Origin of the sequence: Shewanella sp. SM101 (genome assembly GCF_025654465.1) — a bacterium.
In the GTDB taxonomy this organism is placed as follows: domain Bacteria; phylum Pseudomonadota; class Gammaproteobacteria; order Enterobacterales; family Shewanellaceae; genus Shewanella; species Shewanella oncorhynchi.
On the sequence record NZ_JAKKRH010000014.1, the window covers coordinates 59,005 to 75,041 of the forward strand.

At 45.4% G+C, this 16,037-nt stretch carries 15 protein-coding genes and 7 tRNA genes; 14 read left to right on the forward strand and 8 right to left on the reverse strand.

Going from position 1 to position 16,037, the window contains the following annotated elements; translation table 11 throughout:
* Positions 1–62 precede the first annotated feature (62 nt).
* On the forward strand, positions 63–563 hold the full coding sequence (locus tag L5M38_RS09685; protein ID WP_028761474.1) for a zinc ribbon-containing protein: 501 nt from the start codon (positions 63–65) through the stop codon (positions 561–563).
* A gap of 103 nt (positions 564–666) precedes the next feature.
* Here L5M38_RS09685 and L5M38_RS09690 read toward each other — a convergent pair whose 3' ends face one another.
* From L5M38_RS09690 to miaB, 7 genes are all read right to left on the reverse strand, one after another.
* On the reverse strand, positions 667–1,326 hold the full coding sequence (locus L5M38_RS09690) for a class I SAM-dependent methyltransferase (protein WP_263146870.1): 660 nt from the start codon (positions 1,324–1,326) through the stop codon (positions 667–669).
* Positions 1,327–1,514: 188 nt separating this feature from the next.
* The gene (locus L5M38_RS09695; protein ID WP_263176252.1) at positions 1,515–2,018 is read right to left on the reverse strand and encodes a type II secretion system protein; all 504 of its coding nucleotides are present in this window, start codon (positions 2,016–2,018) and stop codon (positions 1,515–1,517) included.
* A 10-nt stretch (positions 2,019–2,028) separates the two neighbouring features.
* Entirely contained in the window at positions 2,029–3,603 is a 1,575-nt protein-coding gene (gene lnt, locus L5M38_RS09700; RefSeq protein WP_263178956.1) for an apolipoprotein N-acyltransferase, read from the reverse strand.
* Positions 3,604–3,609: 6 nt separating this feature from the next.
* Positions 3,610–4,485, reverse strand: a complete 876-nt coding sequence (gene corC, locus L5M38_RS09705) for a CNNM family magnesium/cobalt transport protein CorC (RefSeq protein ID WP_006082742.1) — start codon at positions 4,483–4,485, stop codon at positions 3,610–3,612.
* Positions 4,486–4,525: 40 nt separating this feature from the next.
* The gene (ybeY, locus tag L5M38_RS09710; RefSeq protein WP_105251690.1) at positions 4,526–4,987 is read right to left on the reverse strand and encodes an rRNA maturation RNase YbeY; all 462 of its coding nucleotides are present in this window, start codon (positions 4,985–4,987) and stop codon (positions 4,526–4,528) included.
* Complete coding sequence (locus tag L5M38_RS09715; protein WP_028761469.1) at positions 4,977–6,026, reverse strand: PhoH family protein; 1,050 nt, start codon at positions 6,024–6,026, stop codon at positions 4,977–4,979. Before L5M38_RS09715 ends, ybeY begins: the two co-directional genes overlap by 11 nt.
* Positions 6,027–6,233: 207 nt before the next feature.
* The gene (gene miaB / locus L5M38_RS09720) at positions 6,234–7,658 is read right to left on the reverse strand and encodes a tRNA (N6-isopentenyl adenosine(37)-C2)-methylthiotransferase MiaB (protein WP_006082739.1); all 1,425 of its coding nucleotides are present in this window, start codon (positions 7,656–7,658) and stop codon (positions 6,234–6,236) included.
* A 373-nt stretch (positions 7,659–8,031) separates the two neighbouring features.
* On the opposite strand from miaB, the gene L5M38_RS09725 reads away from it, so the two are divergent.
* The 10 genes from L5M38_RS09725 to L5M38_RS09770 all read left to right on the forward strand — a co-directional run bounded on the left by L5M38_RS09725 (position 8,032) and on the right by L5M38_RS09770 (position 12,328).
* A complete protein-coding gene (locus L5M38_RS09725) occupies positions 8,032–9,294 on the forward strand; it encodes an FAD-dependent monooxygenase (protein ID WP_263178957.1) in 1,263 nt (420 codons plus the stop codon).
* A gap of 165 nt (positions 9,295–9,459) precedes the next feature.
* Complete coding sequence (pth, locus tag L5M38_RS09730) at positions 9,460–10,047, forward strand: aminoacyl-tRNA hydrolase (RefSeq protein WP_028761467.1); 588 nt, start codon at positions 9,460–9,462, stop codon at positions 10,045–10,047.
* A 139-nt stretch (positions 10,048–10,186) separates the two neighbouring features.
* Entirely contained in the window at positions 10,187–11,278 is a 1,092-nt protein-coding gene (ychF, locus tag L5M38_RS09735) for a redox-regulated ATPase YchF (protein WP_028761466.1), read from the forward strand.
* Positions 11,279–11,486: 208 nt separating this feature from the next.
* A tRNA-Met gene (locus tag L5M38_RS09740) sits at positions 11,487–11,563 on the forward strand.
* A 93-nt stretch (positions 11,564–11,656) separates the two neighbouring features.
* A tRNA-Leu gene (locus tag L5M38_RS09745) sits at positions 11,657–11,741 on the forward strand.
* A gap of 60 nt (positions 11,742–11,801) precedes the next feature.
* Positions 11,802–11,876 (forward strand) — tRNA-Gln (locus tag L5M38_RS09750).
* A gap of 23 nt (positions 11,877–11,899) precedes the next feature.
* A tRNA-Gln gene (locus L5M38_RS09755) sits at positions 11,900–11,974 on the forward strand.
* Positions 11,975–11,976: 2 nt separating this feature from the next.
* Positions 11,977–12,053, forward strand: a tRNA-Met gene (locus tag L5M38_RS09760).
* A gap of 75 nt (positions 12,054–12,128) precedes the next feature.
* A tRNA-Leu gene (locus L5M38_RS09765) sits at positions 12,129–12,213 on the forward strand.
* 40 nt (positions 12,214–12,253) lie between these two features.
* A tRNA-Gln gene (locus L5M38_RS09770) sits at positions 12,254–12,328 on the forward strand.
* A gap of 483 nt (positions 12,329–12,811) precedes the next feature.
* Here L5M38_RS09770 and L5M38_RS09775 read toward each other — a convergent pair.
* Positions 12,812–13,507, reverse strand: a complete 696-nt coding sequence (locus tag L5M38_RS09775) for a hypothetical protein (RefSeq protein WP_263179000.1) — start codon at positions 13,505–13,507, stop codon at positions 12,812–12,814.
* Positions 13,508–13,977: 470 nt separating this feature from the next.
* Between L5M38_RS09775 and L5M38_RS09780 the strand changes: the two genes are divergently transcribed.
* Genes L5M38_RS09780 through L5M38_RS09790 form a run of 3 tightly spaced genes read left to right on the forward strand, consistent with a single transcriptional unit; the run spans position 13,978 to position 15,977 of the window.
* On the forward strand, positions 13,978–14,574 hold the full coding sequence (locus tag L5M38_RS09780) for a PepSY-associated TM helix domain-containing protein (RefSeq protein ID WP_212599331.1): 597 nt from the start codon (positions 13,978–13,980) through the stop codon (positions 14,572–14,574).
* 16 nt (positions 14,575–14,590) lie between these two features.
* Positions 14,591–15,103 (forward strand): DUF2271 domain-containing protein, encoded by a 513-nt coding sequence (locus tag L5M38_RS09785; RefSeq protein WP_105251693.1) that lies wholly within the window; start codon positions 14,591–14,593, stop codon positions 15,101–15,103.
* A 55-nt stretch (positions 15,104–15,158) separates the two neighbouring features.
* Positions 15,159–15,977: a DUF4198 domain-containing protein gene (locus L5M38_RS09790; protein ID WP_263178958.1), complete on the forward strand. Its 819-nt coding sequence runs from the start codon at positions 15,159–15,161 to the stop codon at positions 15,975–15,977.
* Positions 15,978–16,037 lie beyond the last annotated feature (60 nt).

A 16,037-nucleotide genomic window follows, 5' to 3' on the forward strand; every position in this document is an offset into this window, starting at 1 on the left:
GATCTGCATAGAATAAACTAGAAGCGATGCATTAAAAAGGTTCGTATGAAGGAGTATTGGTTATGAATGATAGAAGTAACGCGTTACTAGGACTGTATCAAGCCTTAATTACCGAAGTGAAATCTCAATTTGCAGAAGATAACACTATGACTGTAAAGAACTTATTTAATTCTGTCACTCAAGGTAAGGAGTATTTACGTCTTAAAGAACAGGCAGGGGAAGATGAACTCGCTTTAGTCGAACAATTCTTAAAGCGTGATATTACGAGTTTTCTCCGTGAGCAGAACGCGGATAGTTTGAGTCATAGCCCAACCGTGATTACTTTAGAGAATACGCTTTGGCATTGGCTCAGTGAAATTACCGACCGCAGCCAAGTCGAATGGCATGAGTTAACGCAAGATTTTAAGCACCAGGGCTACTACAAGAGTGGTGACATAGTGAATCAGGGCATCATGGTGTGCACTAACTGTGGCAATGAAATGAGTATTGAATTTCCAAGTCCCATCCCAGATTGTCCAGAGTGTGATCATGAAGAATTTACCCGCGAGCCGCTAACGCCTTAATCAAGGTGATGATGTTATGCAGCTAAAACGACGCCTCAGCGTCGTTTTTTTAGAGTTCTATTAGACCTAAATGGCTCATATCTGCATTAATTAGGCTGTTGTATCAACTGTTGGTACGAGAGTAGCTGAGGATTTGACCGCCAAAGGGCGCCAATAAAAATTCAGTGTGAATGGGTTTATGTTGTGTATGTTCGTAACCTAAGGTCACCATACGTTTACTGAATTTGGCATGATTACCACGACCGGGATCGACTAAGACTACATCACAAATTGGTTTAGCATGCTGCTCAATAAATTGTGATAAGAGATCGGCATGTTCTTGTTCGTACAAGAGATCGCTGCCAATAATGAGGTCAAATAAACCTAAATTAGTTTGTGCATCTGCCCATCCTGTTCGAACAAACGGAATCGCACGACCATGATTTAAATCGACATTTTGCTTAAGGAAATTTTCCGACTCGGGGTGATAGTCGGTTGCTGTGATGTCGGCATGTCTGTGGTTTAGCACTAGACTTGCCAGCCCTATACCGCAGCCAACCTCAAGAATGCGTTTATTATCAATTTGATAATCGGCCATATGATGGGATAGCACTTGGCTAGACGGCCAAACTATGCCAAATAATGGCCAAGTAGCGGAGGAAATACCGAGCTTTTCAGCTTCGCCATCTAGGTCTTCAAATTCTTGGTTATTTCTTAGGGTTCTGACATGAATGTCGAGATCCCCAAATTCGTGGGTTTGGTAGCGCACGCGAAGCTGTGCCATAGAGTTGCCTTGACTGTGTACCTTGGTTAAGGAACGAGGTAATGGTACCAATCATATTGGCTATGCAGACACAGTCACTGTGATTGGTATAAGGCCACGTCTAATCGTTCACCTTAACGTGGAACGCGCAATCAGCCTAATGTATTCGCAGACAATTGCGGGATAACACAGGTTAACTGAGTGTCAGCCTAACAACCTTGGGTGTTGATATCATATTGCGGCGCAGTGCTGGCATCGCTGGCTTGGGTGTAGCGGAAATAGCATTGGTCATCATTCACTAAGGAATTGTTGTTAAGATCGTAGCCTATATAAGTGATATCAATGCCTTGATATTGGATGATAAGTTTATCATCTGAGGTGATCCATTTTTCCACATCAGTATTATCGAGGTAACCCCATTTTAATCGTGTATCTGGAGTGCCATCACCATTGAGGTCGATATCAATAATATCATCGCGCCCAGCTACCGCTTGGCTCAGTAGGCTAGGCATTTGGGTTTTTGAGTAAGCTAGCATATTGGCTGTTTTAACGCTGGCCTGTACTTGGCTTAAGGTTTGTACCCGCGCTTCTTTACTTAAACCGATAAATTTAGGCGCGGCAATCACAGCCAAGATCCCAAGCACAATAATCACAACGACAAGTTCAATTAAGGTAAAACCTGCCACATCTTGTTTATTGACTTGGTAATGCATGGCCTAAATCCTATTGCGCTTTAAAACGTCGGGCAAGACCAAGAAGAACGATTAAACCACAGAGTATCAGTAGGGGCATTTGGCCTAATTTTGCAAACCAAGTTTGTCCTGTGACTAATGGAATAGTTGCACTTAGCACGCCTATTTCAAACTGTGGTAATGACGCTGTGATATTGCCATGCTCATCGACTATGGCTGTCACGCCATTGTTGGTTGCGCGTAATAGAGGCCGACCCAATTCAACCGCGCGCATTTGAGCGATTTCCATATGCTGTAATGGCCCATTTGAGCTACCAAACCATGCATCGTTAGAGACAGTTAATAGTATATCTGTCCCTTGATTAACGTTGTCGCGCAACTGTTCGGGAAAGGCTATTTCATAACAAATTGCTGGCGCGATTTTATGGCCTAGTGCGCTGAGATTAGGCTGTTGATATTCGCCTCGCGTAAAGGACGACATGGGCAAATTAAAGAAAGGTGCTATCGGGCGCAGCAGCGCTTCAAAGGGGACAAACTCGCCAATTGGCAACAGATGGTGTTTCTTAAATTGATTGCTACCATCGCCCTCATAGTCTGGGCCTGCTTGTTGTTTCTGATTATGATTACCAAGCACAATCAATGAATTATAGAACTCATTGTTTTGATGGCTAATAATGCCAGTGATAATTGAGGTATGGTTTAGATTGGCGACTTTATTGGCGTTATCTAAAAAGTCCTGCACCATAGATTCTGGCGCTGGAATTGCCGCTTCTGGCCAAATAATGATATCGGCATCCAGATGTTCGCGGGATAAATCCATGTATTTTAACAGCGTCGGCCACAGGGCATCGGGTTCCCACTTCATGCTTTGGGGAATATTGCCTTGCACCAGTGCCACTTTAACATTTTCACCCGTAGGATGAATGTCCCAAAGTTTAGGCGCAGCCCACACTGCCAGAATACTGAGCGGCAGTAAAAGCAGTAAACTCTTATAACGCTTAGTAAAACAAAGCGCTAATGCACCAGCGAGCATGGTCAATACAAAACTTATTCCCAGTGTGCCTATGATACTGGCAAGGGGTTTTAACGGCCCTTGAGTTTGCGAGTAACCCGCCCATAACCAAGGGAAGCCTGTCATTACCCAGCCACGAGCCCATTCGGTCAAGGTCCATAACGCGGGGAATAGGGCGAGATTACGCCAAAGACCAAATCGAGTTTCACCATCATGGCTCAGCGTTTTAGTTAACCAAACCAGCGCCAAACCAGTTAGCGCGGGATACAAGGCTAAATACAAGGCTAACAAGGCCATTAACCCAACGGAGGCAATGAGCGGCATACCACCAAAGGTATCCATGCTCACGTGAACCCAGCTGATCCCTACGGCAAAACAGCCAAATCCAAAGCTTAACCAATAGTAAAAGCTTGCCTTAGCGCTCAGCGTTCGGCTGTGCCAGAGGGCAATAGCCATGGCAAACGGATAGATTATCCAAATGGAATAGGGCGCAAATGAAAGCGCCGTACTGGCGCCAAGGGCAAATGCCAGTACGAGTCTCACAGCACTAGGTTGGGACTGTTGTTGGGCAAAAGCCCGGATTTTTTTTAGCACGAGTGATTATTCTACGTCTTCGCCAGTATTAGGATCGGGGAGTTTAACTCTGAGTTGGATTAAACGCCTAGTGTCAGCATTGATGACTTTAAATTCTATGCCTTCAATGATGATGCTCTCGTTACGTTCTGGCAGATGGCCAAAGGCGTGTGAGACTAAGCCGCCGACGGTATCAAACTCTTCATCGCTGAATTCAGTGTTGAATTCTTCGTTGAAATCTTCGATTGGCGTCAAGGCTTTAACCATATAAACCGTGTTACCAACTTTGCGGATCTCGGTTTCTTCAGTGCTATCGTGGTCGAATTCGTCTTCAATCTCGCCGACAATTTCTTCAAGAATATCTTCGATAGTCACAAGACCCGATACGCCGCCGTACTCATCAACCACAATCGCCATATGGTAGCGTTGAGAGCGGAATTCTTTTAGCAGAACATCGACGCGTTTGCTTTCGGGCACAACCACGGCGGGACGGATCACGCGATCCAGTGAGAAGGGCTCATCACTGTTGGAGAAACCGTAAGGGATCAAATCTTTGGCAAGCAATATACCTTCGATATGGTCTTTATCTTCGTTAACGACGGGGAAGCGCGAGTGACCTGAACCAATCACAGTCGCAAGTAACTCTTCGACCGAGTTGTCTATCTGGAGGGCGACAATTTGAGCTCTTGGGATCATGATATCCCGAACACGCATATCAGAAACGTCTAATACACCTTTTATCATCTCGCGGGTGTCTTGGGTGATCAAATCGCGCTGCTCGGCACCATCAATCACATCGACTAGATCTTCGCGATTTTGAGGTTCGCCCTGAAATAGCTGACTTACTCTATCAAACCAACCTTTCTTGTGGGCGTTCGTACTAGGGGGGATATCGTCACTCATAGTTTTCTCATTAGCTTTTGATAGGGATTATCTTAGCTAATTATTGTTCCTTATATGGATCAGTAAAACCTAAGCTTTCAATGAGTTGAGTCTCTAATGACTCCATCTCTTCGGCTTCTTCATCGTCGATGTGATCATACCCTAGCAGATGCAAGCAACCATGTACAACCATGTGTGCCCAGTGCGCTTCTAGTGGTTTTTGTTGTTCACGGGCTTCATTTTCAACGACTGCCGCGCAAATGACAAGATCTCCGAGTAAAGGAAGTTCAATTTCTGGCGGTGCTTCAAAGGGAAATGACAGTACATTGGTCGGTTTGTCTTTACCGCGATAGGTATTGTTGAGCATTTGGCTCTCGCGGCTATCGACGATACGTATGGTTAATTCAGCTTCATCCATGCTATTGCCAATTGCGGTAGTGACCCAAAGGGCGAATTGTTCGTCCGTTGGTAGCCACTCACTGGTGCTGGCATGTTGAATATCTAAGGCTAACTCAAGACTCATGTGTTGCGGCTTCCTGCTGTTGCTTTTGGTACTGGCTTTCTTTTTTGGCTTTTAAGGTTTGCTCTTTTAACTCGAAGGCTTCATAGGCTTCAACGATACGGGCAACCACTGGGTGGCGCACTACATCTTGGGAGACAAAAAAGTTAAAGCTGATTTCTTCGACTTGGCTTAACACTTCAATCGCGTGACGTAGCCCTGACTTTTGATGTTTAGGTAAGTCGGTTTGAGTGATGTCGCCTGTGATCACCGCACGGGAATTGAAACCGATACGGGTAAGGAACATCTTCATCTGCTCGATTGTGGTGTTTTGGCTTTCATCGAGAATAATAAAGGCATCGTTCAAGGTACGACCGCGCATATAGGCAAGCGGTGCCACTTCTATTACATTTTTCTCGATGAGGCGTTCCACTTTTTCAAAGCCAAGCATTTCGAACAGGGCATCGTAGAGCGGACGCAAATAGGGGTCTACCTTTTGACTTAAGTCACCGGGTAAGAAACCGAGTTTTTCACCCGCTTCCACCGCAGGGCGAGTCAGTAGAATGCGGCGCACTTCTTGGCGCTCTAACGCATCTACTGCCGCTGCTACGGCAAGGTAGGTTTTGCCCGTTCCTGCAGGACCAATACCGAAGGTAATATCGTGACGCGTAATATTGGCCACATATAAGCTTTGATTCGGATTGCGTGGCTTAATAACACCGCGGCGGGTTTTGATATTAATACCGCTGTCGTCGTTAGCGTCTGCTTGCTCTAGGGCAATGGCTGCTTGAATAGCGATATGGACTTGCTCAGGCTCAAGATCGGGCGTGCTGCCTTTAACCGTTTGGGTCTCGATGTAGAGTTCTTTTAGTAAGTTGTTGGCGCTTAAACAATTGCGTGGCAGTCCGGTGATCTGGAAATGATTGTTCTTACGGACGATTTCAACGCCAACGCGACGTTCTATCTGCTTGATATTGTCATCGAATGGACCGCACAGTGAAGCCAAACGGCGTGTTTCTGCGGGTTCGAGATACAGATTCATGGTAGTTAATTTACTGGACAAATAGCACTCCCAATAGCGAATAAGAAAGCAAGGTACGAGGTTGGTTAACCATCGCAAGATAATTTTAGTTTACGAGCCATAGCCGATAATTGCTAACGGAAAATAGCAATTGCCTCGGTAGACTTAAACAAAAGTGCGTGAAAGCAAAAGGGCGACTAAGTCGCCCTTCTTTATATAGGTATTTTTTAAGTTAAGCCGATTTAACGCTTATGGCTTAAATTGAGTCACACCCAGTTCATCATCTTGCTTGCGCTTGGCCAGAATTTCAGCCGGACGCAGGCTACGACGTAGATCCATTTCATCTTCGCCGCGGATAAAGACACCGCGCAGTGAGTTAGTGTAAACGTCGACAATTTCGACATCCACGAAAGTACCAATGTGTTTTGGTTGACCTTCGAAGTTCACCACTCGGTTGTTCTCAGTACGGCCGCGCAGTTCCATAGGATTTTTCACCGATGGTCCTTCAACCAGAATACGTTGCACTGTGCCCATCATGTGGCGGCTGTAGCGCATGGCTTGCTGGGTGATGCGGTCTTGCAGAATCGCCAGACGTTGTTTTTTCTCTTCCATATCGACGTTATCAGGTAAATCTGCCGCTGGCGTGCCCGGACGTGCGCTATAGATAAAGCTGAAGCTGTGGTCGAAACCTATGTCTTCAATCAACTTCATGGTATCAGCGAAGTCTTCTTTGGTTTCGCCTGGGAAGCCAATGATAAAGTCTGAGCTGATTTGAATGCCTTCACGGGCTTTACGCAGGCGGCGGATGATGGATTTATATTCAATCGCCATATGGCCGCGTTTCATCGCTGTGAGAATACGGTCAGAACCCGATTGCACTGGCAAGTGCAAGAAGCTTACAAGCTCAGGGGTATCTTCGTAAACGTCGATGATATCTTGTGTAAATTCAATTGGATGACTGGTCGTGAAGCGGATGCGGTCGATACCGTCGATGGCTGCCACGAAGCGCAGCAATTCCGCAAAAGTACAAATTGCGCCATCGTGAGTTGCGCCGCGATAGGCATTTACGTTTTGGCCGAGCAAGTTTACTTCGCGCACACCTTGCTCCGCCAATTGGGCGATTTCAAGGATAATATCGTCCGATGGACGGCTGACTTCTTCGCCGCGAGTATAAGGTACAACGCAGAACGAGCAGTATTTGCTGCAACCTTCCATGATAGACACAAACGCGGTTGGGCCTTCGGCGCGTGGCTCTGGCAGACGGTCGAATTTTTCTATTTCAGGGAAGCTGATATCGATAACCGCTTTGTCGCCACGGCGCACTTGCTCGATCATCTCGGGCAGACGGTGCAATGTTTGTGGTCCGAAAATAATGTCGACACATTGGGCTCTGTCTTTAATGGCTTTGCCTTCTTGTGAGGCAACGCAGCCGCCCACGCCAATAATCAAATTGGGATTTTTATCTTTAAGCGTCTTCCAGCGTCCTAGCTGATGGAACACTTTTTCTTGCGCTTTTTCGCGGATAGAACAAGTGTTGAGCAGGAGAATGTCTGCCTCAGACGCTTCTTCAGTCAAGGTATAACCTTGGTATTCGCCTAACAGATCAGCCATCTTGGATGAGTCATACTCATTCATTTGACAGCCCCAAGTCTTGATATGGAGTTTCTTACTCATCAGTTGTGTCGCCCTAAGATGACCAATAAAAATAGCGCGACATTTTACCTGCTGTTACGGCTGCTGACCAGCTTTGTCCACACTTTTAGCTGTTGGCTTTTGCCAAGGGCGATACCCTCACAAATGCTAGGTTTTTATTGTTCGGCTGCATTTGGGCAAGATTAATATTGTTAACATGCTGAGCTTTCGTTATTTCCAGCAAACTATTCGGGCTTGAATGCCTATGTCTTCACGGATTTCGAATCGAAATGCGCTCAACATTTCCGTGGTATCTTGATATAAGGCATAATCGAGCGGGTTTGTGAAAAGTCGCTTGAGCAGAAATACAGAAGGGCTTAAAGGTGCTAACTAAGGTCGTAACTAAGGTGGTAAGATGAGCCAGATTGAAGATACACATGCACAGATGATATCCGACACCACAGATTCTAACGTGACTCATGCTGACGTTACTCATGCTGAAGGCACTGAGTTCGATGTCATTCTTGTCGGCGGCGGCATGGTTGGTGCGGCGACGGCAATTGGATTAGCCCAACAGGGTTTGCAAGTGGCGGTGATTGAATCTTTTGCGCCAGAGGCTTATCAAGCCGAACAGCCATTAGATGTGCGAGTCTCGGCCATCAGTGTGGCTTCTGAAACGCTGCTTGAACGTCTTGGCGCCTTGGACTCATTGCTCAAGATGCGTAATGTGCCTTATTTGGGCTTAGAAACTTGGGAGCTCGATGGCTGCATCACCCAATTCCACAGTTCGCAAATTGGTGCCAGCCATTTAGGTCATATAGTCGAAAACCGTTTAATCCAACTTGCCCTGTGGCAACAGATGACACAATTAGCTGGCATCACCTTATATTGTCCCGATAAAGTGGTGGCATTTGCCCGCGATAGCGACGGTGTGAGCGTGCACTTACAGTCAAATAGTAAACTGACCGCTAAGTTGTTGGTTGGCGCCGATGGTGCTCACTCGCAGGTACGCCAATGGGCGGGAATTGGCATTTCGGGTTGGGATTACGCTCAATCGGCCATGTTGATTAATATCAACACCGCACAGGGGCAACAGGATGTGACTTGGCAGCAGTTTACGCCCAAAGGGCCACGTTCCTTATTACCTTTACCTGGCAATAACGCTTCGCTGGTGTGGTACGACGATGCCAATCGAATTAAGCAGTTAATGCAGCTTAATAATAAACAGCTTGCAGATCAGATAAGAGTACATTTCCCAGCGCGCTTGGACGCTGATTTTACCGTTGAGAATAAAGGCAGTTTTGGCCTCACTCGTCGGCATGCCCAGCGCTACTATAGTCAGAACGTGGTGATTTTAGGCGATGCCGCTCACACCATTAATCCCCTCGCTGGCCAAGGGGTGAACCTTGGGTTTAAGGATGTCGAAGCGTTTTTGGCGGTAATAAAAGAGGCATTAACTCAAAATAACCTCTGGTGGTCGAATGAAGTGCTTGCCCAATATCAGCACAAGCGTTATCGCGATAATCAATTGATGATGACGGCGATGGATTTGTTTTACGCCGGTTTTAGCAACGATATTCTGCCGCTAAAGCTGCTGCGTAATGGCGCGTTAAAGTTGGCAAACATCAATTCCCCGCTCAAAAAGACAGTCCTTAAATATGCTATGGGACTTAATTAACGCTGAGTTGTTCTGTGTTCTGACCTTGTGTTCTGCTCCTGTGCGATGACGTGGCATTTGTTGACTTGGGGTTTGAGTGCTAAAATGCCGCGTTTTTAGCAGGTATGGTCAGTTCAGTCGGCACTTTGCGCGGCTGTCATCGACGAAATAACGATATTGAGTGTCATGAGCGAAATAAAATTAATAGTTGGTCTGGCTAATCCAGGTGCTGAATATGCACACACTCGCCATAATGCGGGGGCTTGGTACGTACTTGAGTTAGCGAGAATTTGCGGCGTGACTTTAGTGGCTGACAGTAAGTATTTTGGCTTGACTGCCAGAGCCGTATTGCACGGTAAAGATGTCCGCTTATTGATCCCAACGACTTATATGAATTTAAGCGGTAAAGCGGTTGGCGCTTTGGCGAATTTTTTTCGTATCACGCCGGAAGAGATTCTGGTCGCTCACGATGAACTCGATCTGCCGCCCGGTGTGGCTAAGTTTAAGCTCGGTGGCGGTCATGGCGGCCACAATGGTCTGAAAGATATTATTGCTAAACTGGCTAACGATAAAAACTTCTACCGTTTACGCTTAGGTATCGGTCATCCCGGTGATAAAAATCAAGTGAGTGGTTACGTACTGGGAAAAGCACCTGCTAAAGAGCAAGAGCTTATCGAGGCGGCGATAGATGAAGCCGTGCGTTCTACCGAAATTTTGTTTAAACAAGACATGGTGAAAGCCATGAACAGATTACACTCCTTTAAAGCGGAGTAGGTTTTGCCTTTGGCGAGACTTAAGTGTTAAGTGATTCAAGTGATTTAATTATTCAGTAATGTGCTGCCATAGGGCAGGACGACTAAACCTCGCTGATGAGTGTGACTTGTCAGCTAATAATCGAGAGAAAGGTAAGCATATGGGTTTTAAATGCGGCATTGTTGGTCTTCCTAACGTAGGTAAATCAACGCTTTTTAATGCGTTAACTAAGGCTGGCATCGAAGCGGCTAACTTCCCGTTTTGTACCATTGAACCTAACACTGGTGTTGTACCTGTGCCGGATCCACGTCTGGATGCGTTAGCTGCGATTGTGAATCCACAACGTGTGTTACCTACCACCATGGAATTCGTGGATATTGCGGGTCTTGTGGCTGGCGCATCTAAAGGTGAAGGCTTAGGTAACAAGTTCCTCGCTAACATCCGTGAAACCGATGCGATTGGTCATGTCGTACGTTGTTTTGATGATGACAACATTGTTCACGTTGCTAACAAGGTTGATCCAGCTGGCGATATTGAAGTCATCAACACTGAATTAGCGTTAGCTGACTTAGACAGTTTAGAGCGTGCGGTTCAGCGTCAGCAGAAACGTGCTAAAGGTGGTGATAAAGACGCTAAGTTTGAAGTGGAAGTATTAGAAAAAATGCGCCCCATTTTAGACGAAGCTAAAATGTTGCGTTCAATGGATTTATCGAAAGAAGAGCTGGAAGCGGTGGCTTACTTGAACTTCTTAACCTTAAAACCGACCATGTATATTGCTAACGTTGCGGAAGATGGTTTTGAAAATAACCCGCACTTAGATGCCGTTCGCGCCATTGCTGCCACTGAAAACGCTATCGTTGTTGCCGTATGTGCGGCGATTGAATCTGAACTGGCCGAGATGGAAATCGAGGAGCGCGATGAGTTTATGGCGGATCTGGGTATCGAAGAACCAGGTTTAGATCGTGTGATCCGCGCAGGTTATGAATTACTGAATCTGCAAACCTATTTCACCGCAGGCGTGAAAGAAGTGCGTGCTTGGACTGTGCCAGTGGGTGCGAGTGCTCCGCAAGCGGCGGGCGTTATCCATACCGATTTTGAACGCGGTTTTATCCGTGCCCAAGTGATGGCATTTGATGACTTTATTGCCCACAAAGGTGAAGCTGGCGCGAAAGAAGCCGGTAAGTTACGCGTGGAAGGTAAAACCTATATTGTTAAAGATGGCGATGTGATGCATTTCCTGTTTAACGTATAGCAAAGCTTATTCACGCTGTAAGTCTCGATAAATTAAGCTAAGTATGAGCAACAAGGTGTTATTTAGCACATCTGTTGCTCAGTTTGGTGAAGTAATAGCCGAACAGCTTAACCTAAGGGAAATAGCGAAAAAAAGCTGTTGACCTAGATACCTCGAATAAGCATAATACGCCCCGTTCCTCGCTGAGAGGGGCGCGTAATATCGATGTGGCAATGTAGCTCAGCTGGTTAGAGCACAGCACTCATAATGCTGGGGTCGCAGGTTCAAGTCCCGCCATTGCTACCATTTTATTTAAGATAAATTTCTTATATAAAATGAATCACGATTTACTCTAGCATTGATTGCTAGCATCTCTTCACGATGTAAACATGAAGCTGTGCGGGAATGGTGAAATTGGTAGACACGCCAGATTTAGGTTCTGGTGCCGCAAGGTGTGAGAGTTCAAGTCTCTCTTCCCGTACCATTTTTTAGATATATGAATTTAGAAACATCGGCGATAGCGGATGTTTGAAACAGAGTTAGTTGGGGTATCGCCAAGTGGTAAGGCACCGGGTTTTGATCTCGGCATTCCAAGGTTCGAATCCTTGTACCCCAGCCATTTTTCTCAGTTTCCAAGTTGATTGGGGTATCGCCAAGTGGTAAGGCACCGGGTTTTGATCTCGGCATTCCAAGGTTCGAATCCTTGTACCCCAGCCATTGGCAATGTAGCTCAGCTGGTTAGAGCACAGCACTCATAATGCTGGGGTCGCAGGTTCAAGTCCCGCCATTGCTACCATATTTAACTCTGTTAAAGTGATTTATCAGAGAAAAATCCAAAAATGTTGAATAGACAATTTTGGTACATTTTGATGCGGGAATGGTGAAATTGGTAGACACGCCAGATTTAGGTTCTGGTGCCGCGAGGTGTGAGAGTTCAAGTCTCTCTTCCCGTACCATCAAAATGCAATCTTCGATAGAAGATTAAACACAGTTTATTGGGGTATCGCCAAGTGGTAAGGCACCGGGTTTTGATCTCGGCATCCCAAGGTTCGAATCCTTGTACCCCAGCCAAAAAGTTAAAAAGCCTGTCTTCGGACAGGCTTTTTGCTTTCTAGCTTTTCACTATATCCTTACTATTCGTTTTCACTCTCTATCTGCTTTCGCATTATTCGCAGTTTGGTTTCTTTCGTTTTCTTCGTTTAGCATTTCCCTTTTCTATCAATGTCCTTGCTATAGCTGGCTTGAATTTCTGTCGTTTGTTTTTATCTAGCCGTTTATAGGGTAACTCAATAATGATGTATTGGATTTTAAGTCGTCAGCAAGCTGAATAAGCCTTATCCGTTTAGTTCTGGGATGCAGAGCGTGGAGTGAAGTTTAGAGTTAGCAAGCATAACTAATCTATGAGTGAGCATAAGAGCCAACATAAGCATCAGCATAATAGCAGGCATAAGAAGCAGGGCTTGAATCAGGATATCGAGGAAGGGGAGTTGGCACTGTTATATAACGACAGTGAACACCACAGTGCCAGTTGATTAGGCACTGTGGTGATCTGTGTTATTGCTTTTTGACTTCTGGCACGACAGGCAGCGATTTTATTTCCGCTGGAACTGCTGGCATTGCAGGTGTGGCTACTTTTGCTGCCGCATCAGTGATAGTTGCTGGCAATACAGCATGCTCAGTGACAGCACTTTGAACCGCGTTAACCTCACCCGTGGCAACCGCTTTGACGGCATTAGGCACAGCTAACTGTTGCTGCACTTGGTTCGCGCCCGCTTCTAAGGCTTTTTGTTGTAACTTCTGTGGATCGGTATAGTCGGCTAATTCCTTCGGCCAACTTGGGACCCGTTTTTCTGCCTGATTACTGAATTGCTCAGAAATCACTAAGGGTGCACCGCCTTTCATCAGCATGACTGCCATTTGGTTGGTGTCTGAGTTCCAAACTAGACCCGCTTTTTCGGCCATTTCGGGGACTGGGGTGTAAGTCGACACTAAGTAGATGAGTGGACCTTCCTGTTGGATCTTGTCGGCCGTTTTGAGCAGGGACAGGGTGGTATCGTAATTTTTACCCAGCAATTCCTGCATACGGTTTTTGATGAGCGGTTGTTCAAATAATCCGACATCGTTCGGGTCTAAACCGACAAGGGGTTTAAGCAAGGCCCACATGAGCTGGCCTTGAGGTGACATTAATAATAGTGGTGCAACGCAGGCGTTGAGCATTAATGCGAGCCACACAATATGCAGGCAGCGCATTTTTTTGAGCAGAGATGTACTCAAGATGATATTTCCTTGGAAGTACCAGCAAGTCGCCGGCGGCGGATTGTAGCTGATTGGCATAAGGTAAACGAGAGGGTGGCAAAGTAAATTTTAAGCAAAAAAATTAGCCCAAATGTTGGATTTTATCCTCCTGAATTTGAAAGGTATTTACAGGTGATACAATAAATCATTTGCTGCTAATTTAATCGAAGGTAATGGTTTTTTAGTGCTAAAAACAGATTTACCTCTAAGTGCTTTATTTTTAGCACTTATTTTTCTTCTTACTTTTTAACTTCTTTTTCAGTATTAAATATGTAAAGTTTGTAAACTTTGTTCTGTTTGATAATCGATCTCATTTAATCTCGGCGCATTAAATTAGTTTAATGCAGCTTATTTCTCTCTTTAGCTGCATAGGGAAAGCAGACTCTGGAGGTATTTCTCTTCGGTTTGTTTTTGAGAGTGCATCATTGAAATTAAGAGTCAGTAAGTCGTCTTTGTCCTTTGCCCGCATTATTCATGTTTATGTGTCTATGGCTTTATTGTTGCTGATGCTGTTTTTTGCGGTGACAGGTATAACGTTAAATCATCCTAATTGGTTTTCTCAAGCTGATCAGGAACCTAAGCGGGAACAAGTGCCAATCCCTGCCTATTTGTTACCCGTTAATGCCCAAGACTCACAATGGCGTCTGGCTGCGGGTCATTGGTTGAAAAGTGAATGGGCAATGGATATGGCGAGCGCCGATATCGATGAAGATGAAATTAGTTTAGTCAGCAAAGGACCTGGTACTTACCGCAGCCTGACATTGGACTTGCTCGACGGCCAAGCCTATGTCGAAACCTTAGATTACGGTGTCGTTGCCGTAGTGAATGATTTACATAAGGGCCGTAACACAGGCACAGCTTGGGCTTGGATACTCGATCTCAGCGCTGTGCTTATCATTTTATTTTCGCTCACTGGGGCTTATTTGTTGCTGCCTCAAACCAAGCGCCTCAAAAAGTCATTGTTATACATGGTACTCGTCAGCAGTAGTTGCGGGCTTGTGTATGTTTATTTTGTTCCATAAGGAGTGTAGGCCGAGTATGCGTCATCTTATTCGCACCATTGCGGTGAGTGCTTTGTTTGTCAGTTCTGTGGCGTTTGCGACGCCTAAAATGACAGTCGATTTAACCTTGCCTGAAATTACCGAAGGGCAATATCACAGACCTTATGTGGCCGTATGGGTTGAGGATGCCAAGGGGCAAACGGTTAAAACCTTAAGCCTTTGGGTATGGGATGAAGGCCATAAATGGTTGAAAGATATCCGTCGTTGGTGGCGTAAAGCCGGACGCGAAGATATGAGCTTTGTTGACGGTATTGCATCTGCGACACGTCCCGCGGGTCATTACAAAATCGATTGGGATTTAAAAGATGAGGCGGGAAAAGTGCTTGAACCTGCCACTTACACTGTATTTATTGAAGTGGTGCGTGAACACGGTGGTCGCGATCTTGTACGACAAAATATCGATTTAGCTGCGGGAGATTTCTCTGTGCAGTTGCCCGCCACGACAGAAACTGGCGTTATCGACATACGCTTAAGCGGCATGGCTCGTTGAGTCAATCCATTAAATATTTAGTCCGTATATTAATTGTTAAACTTAAGGAAAAGGCATGAAATTACGTCTTATTGCATTACTTGGCACACTTTGTATTAGCCCATTGGCAAGTAGCCACGACAGATGGATTTTACCTAGCCACTTCAACGTTTCGGCTGAAAGTGAAGAAATTGTGTGGATTACTTCAGATGTGTCTGCCAGCAATCAAGTGTTTATGATGGATAAACCTTTTAGTGCCAGTGATGTGCGTGTGTTACAGCCAAATGGAAAACCAACGTCTCCAAGCTCAAGTTACACGGGCGGACGTAAGTCGGTGTTTGATGTGCAACTGATGCAAGATGGCACTTATAAGTTTGAAAAAGAAGTTTCACCTCGTTATTTTTCTCAGTATAAAGTTAAAGGAAAAGAAGGGGTTGTACGCAGCCGTATGGATAAAAAAGCCACAACTGCTGCTATGCCAAAGGGAGCCTATGAACTTGAAAGTTCTTTAAATGTGTCGCGGGTTGAAACCTATGTCACACGTAATAAGCCAACTGAGGAAGTGTTAAAGCCTAAGGGGGAATATTTAGAACTAGTGCCTGTGACTCATCCTGCAGATATTGTTGAGAACGAAGCTGCTACCCTGCAATTTGTTTTCGATGGTAAGCCCGTTGAAGGCGTTAAAGTCGCCATTATGAAAGACGGTAGCTTATATCGTAACAAACCAGAGGAAATCGAATTTACCTCAGATAAAGACGGTAAAGTTTCAATGATCTTACCTTCAGCAGGACGTTATCTCTTACATGCGGCAATTGAGCGCCCTAATGCAGATAAATCCCTTGCTGATAAAACGGTTAGTGAAATCTTTTTGACCTTTGAGGCTGGGCTTGAATAAATGAGTTAACCTTTATTTGAGGTTTTTGCTTTGAGTCTTAATGCCCACGGTCTAAATGGC

What these genes read in the sequence shown, in the direction of transcription:
- L5M38_RS09685 (WP_028761474.1), top strand. Translation starts at nt 63, where the DNA reads ATGAATGATAGAAGTAACGCGTTACTAGGACTGTATCAAGCCTTAATT.
- L5M38_RS09690 (WP_263146870.1), bottom strand. Translation starts at nt 1,326, where the DNA reads ATGGCACAGCTTCGCGTGCGCTACCAAACCCACGAATTTGGGGATCTC.
- L5M38_RS09695 (WP_263176252.1), bottom strand. Translation starts at nt 2,018, where the DNA reads ATGCATTACCAAGTCAATAAACAAGATGTGGCAGGTTTTACCTTAATT.
- corC (WP_006082742.1), bottom strand. Translation starts at nt 4,485, where the DNA reads ATGAGTGACGATATCCCCCCTAGTACGAACGCCCACAAGAAAGGTTGG.
- ybeY (WP_105251690.1), bottom strand. Translation starts at nt 4,987, where the DNA reads ATGAGTCTTGAGTTAGCCTTAGATATTCAACATGCCAGCACCAGTGAG.
- miaB (WP_006082739.1), bottom strand. Translation starts at nt 7,658, where the DNA reads ATGAGTAAGAAACTCCATATCAAGACTTGGGGCTGTCAAATGAATGAG.
- L5M38_RS09725 (WP_263178957.1), top strand. Translation starts at nt 8,032, where the DNA reads ATGAGCCAGATTGAAGATACACATGCACAGATGATATCCGACACCACA.
- pth (WP_028761467.1), top strand. Translation starts at nt 9,460, where the DNA reads ATGAGCGAAATAAAATTAATAGTTGGTCTGGCTAATCCAGGTGCTGAA.
- ychF (WP_028761466.1), top strand. Translation starts at nt 10,187, where the DNA reads ATGGGTTTTAAATGCGGCATTGTTGGTCTTCCTAACGTAGGTAAATCA.
- L5M38_RS09775 (WP_263179000.1), bottom strand. Translation starts at nt 13,507, where the DNA reads ATGCGCTGCCTGCATATTGTGTGGCTCGCATTAATGCTCAACGCCTGC.
- L5M38_RS09785 (WP_105251693.1), top strand. Translation starts at nt 14,591, where the DNA reads ATGCGTCATCTTATTCGCACCATTGCGGTGAGTGCTTTGTTTGTCAGT.
- L5M38_RS09790 (WP_263178958.1), top strand. Translation starts at nt 15,159, where the DNA reads ATGAAATTACGTCTTATTGCATTACTTGGCACACTTTGTATTAGCCCA.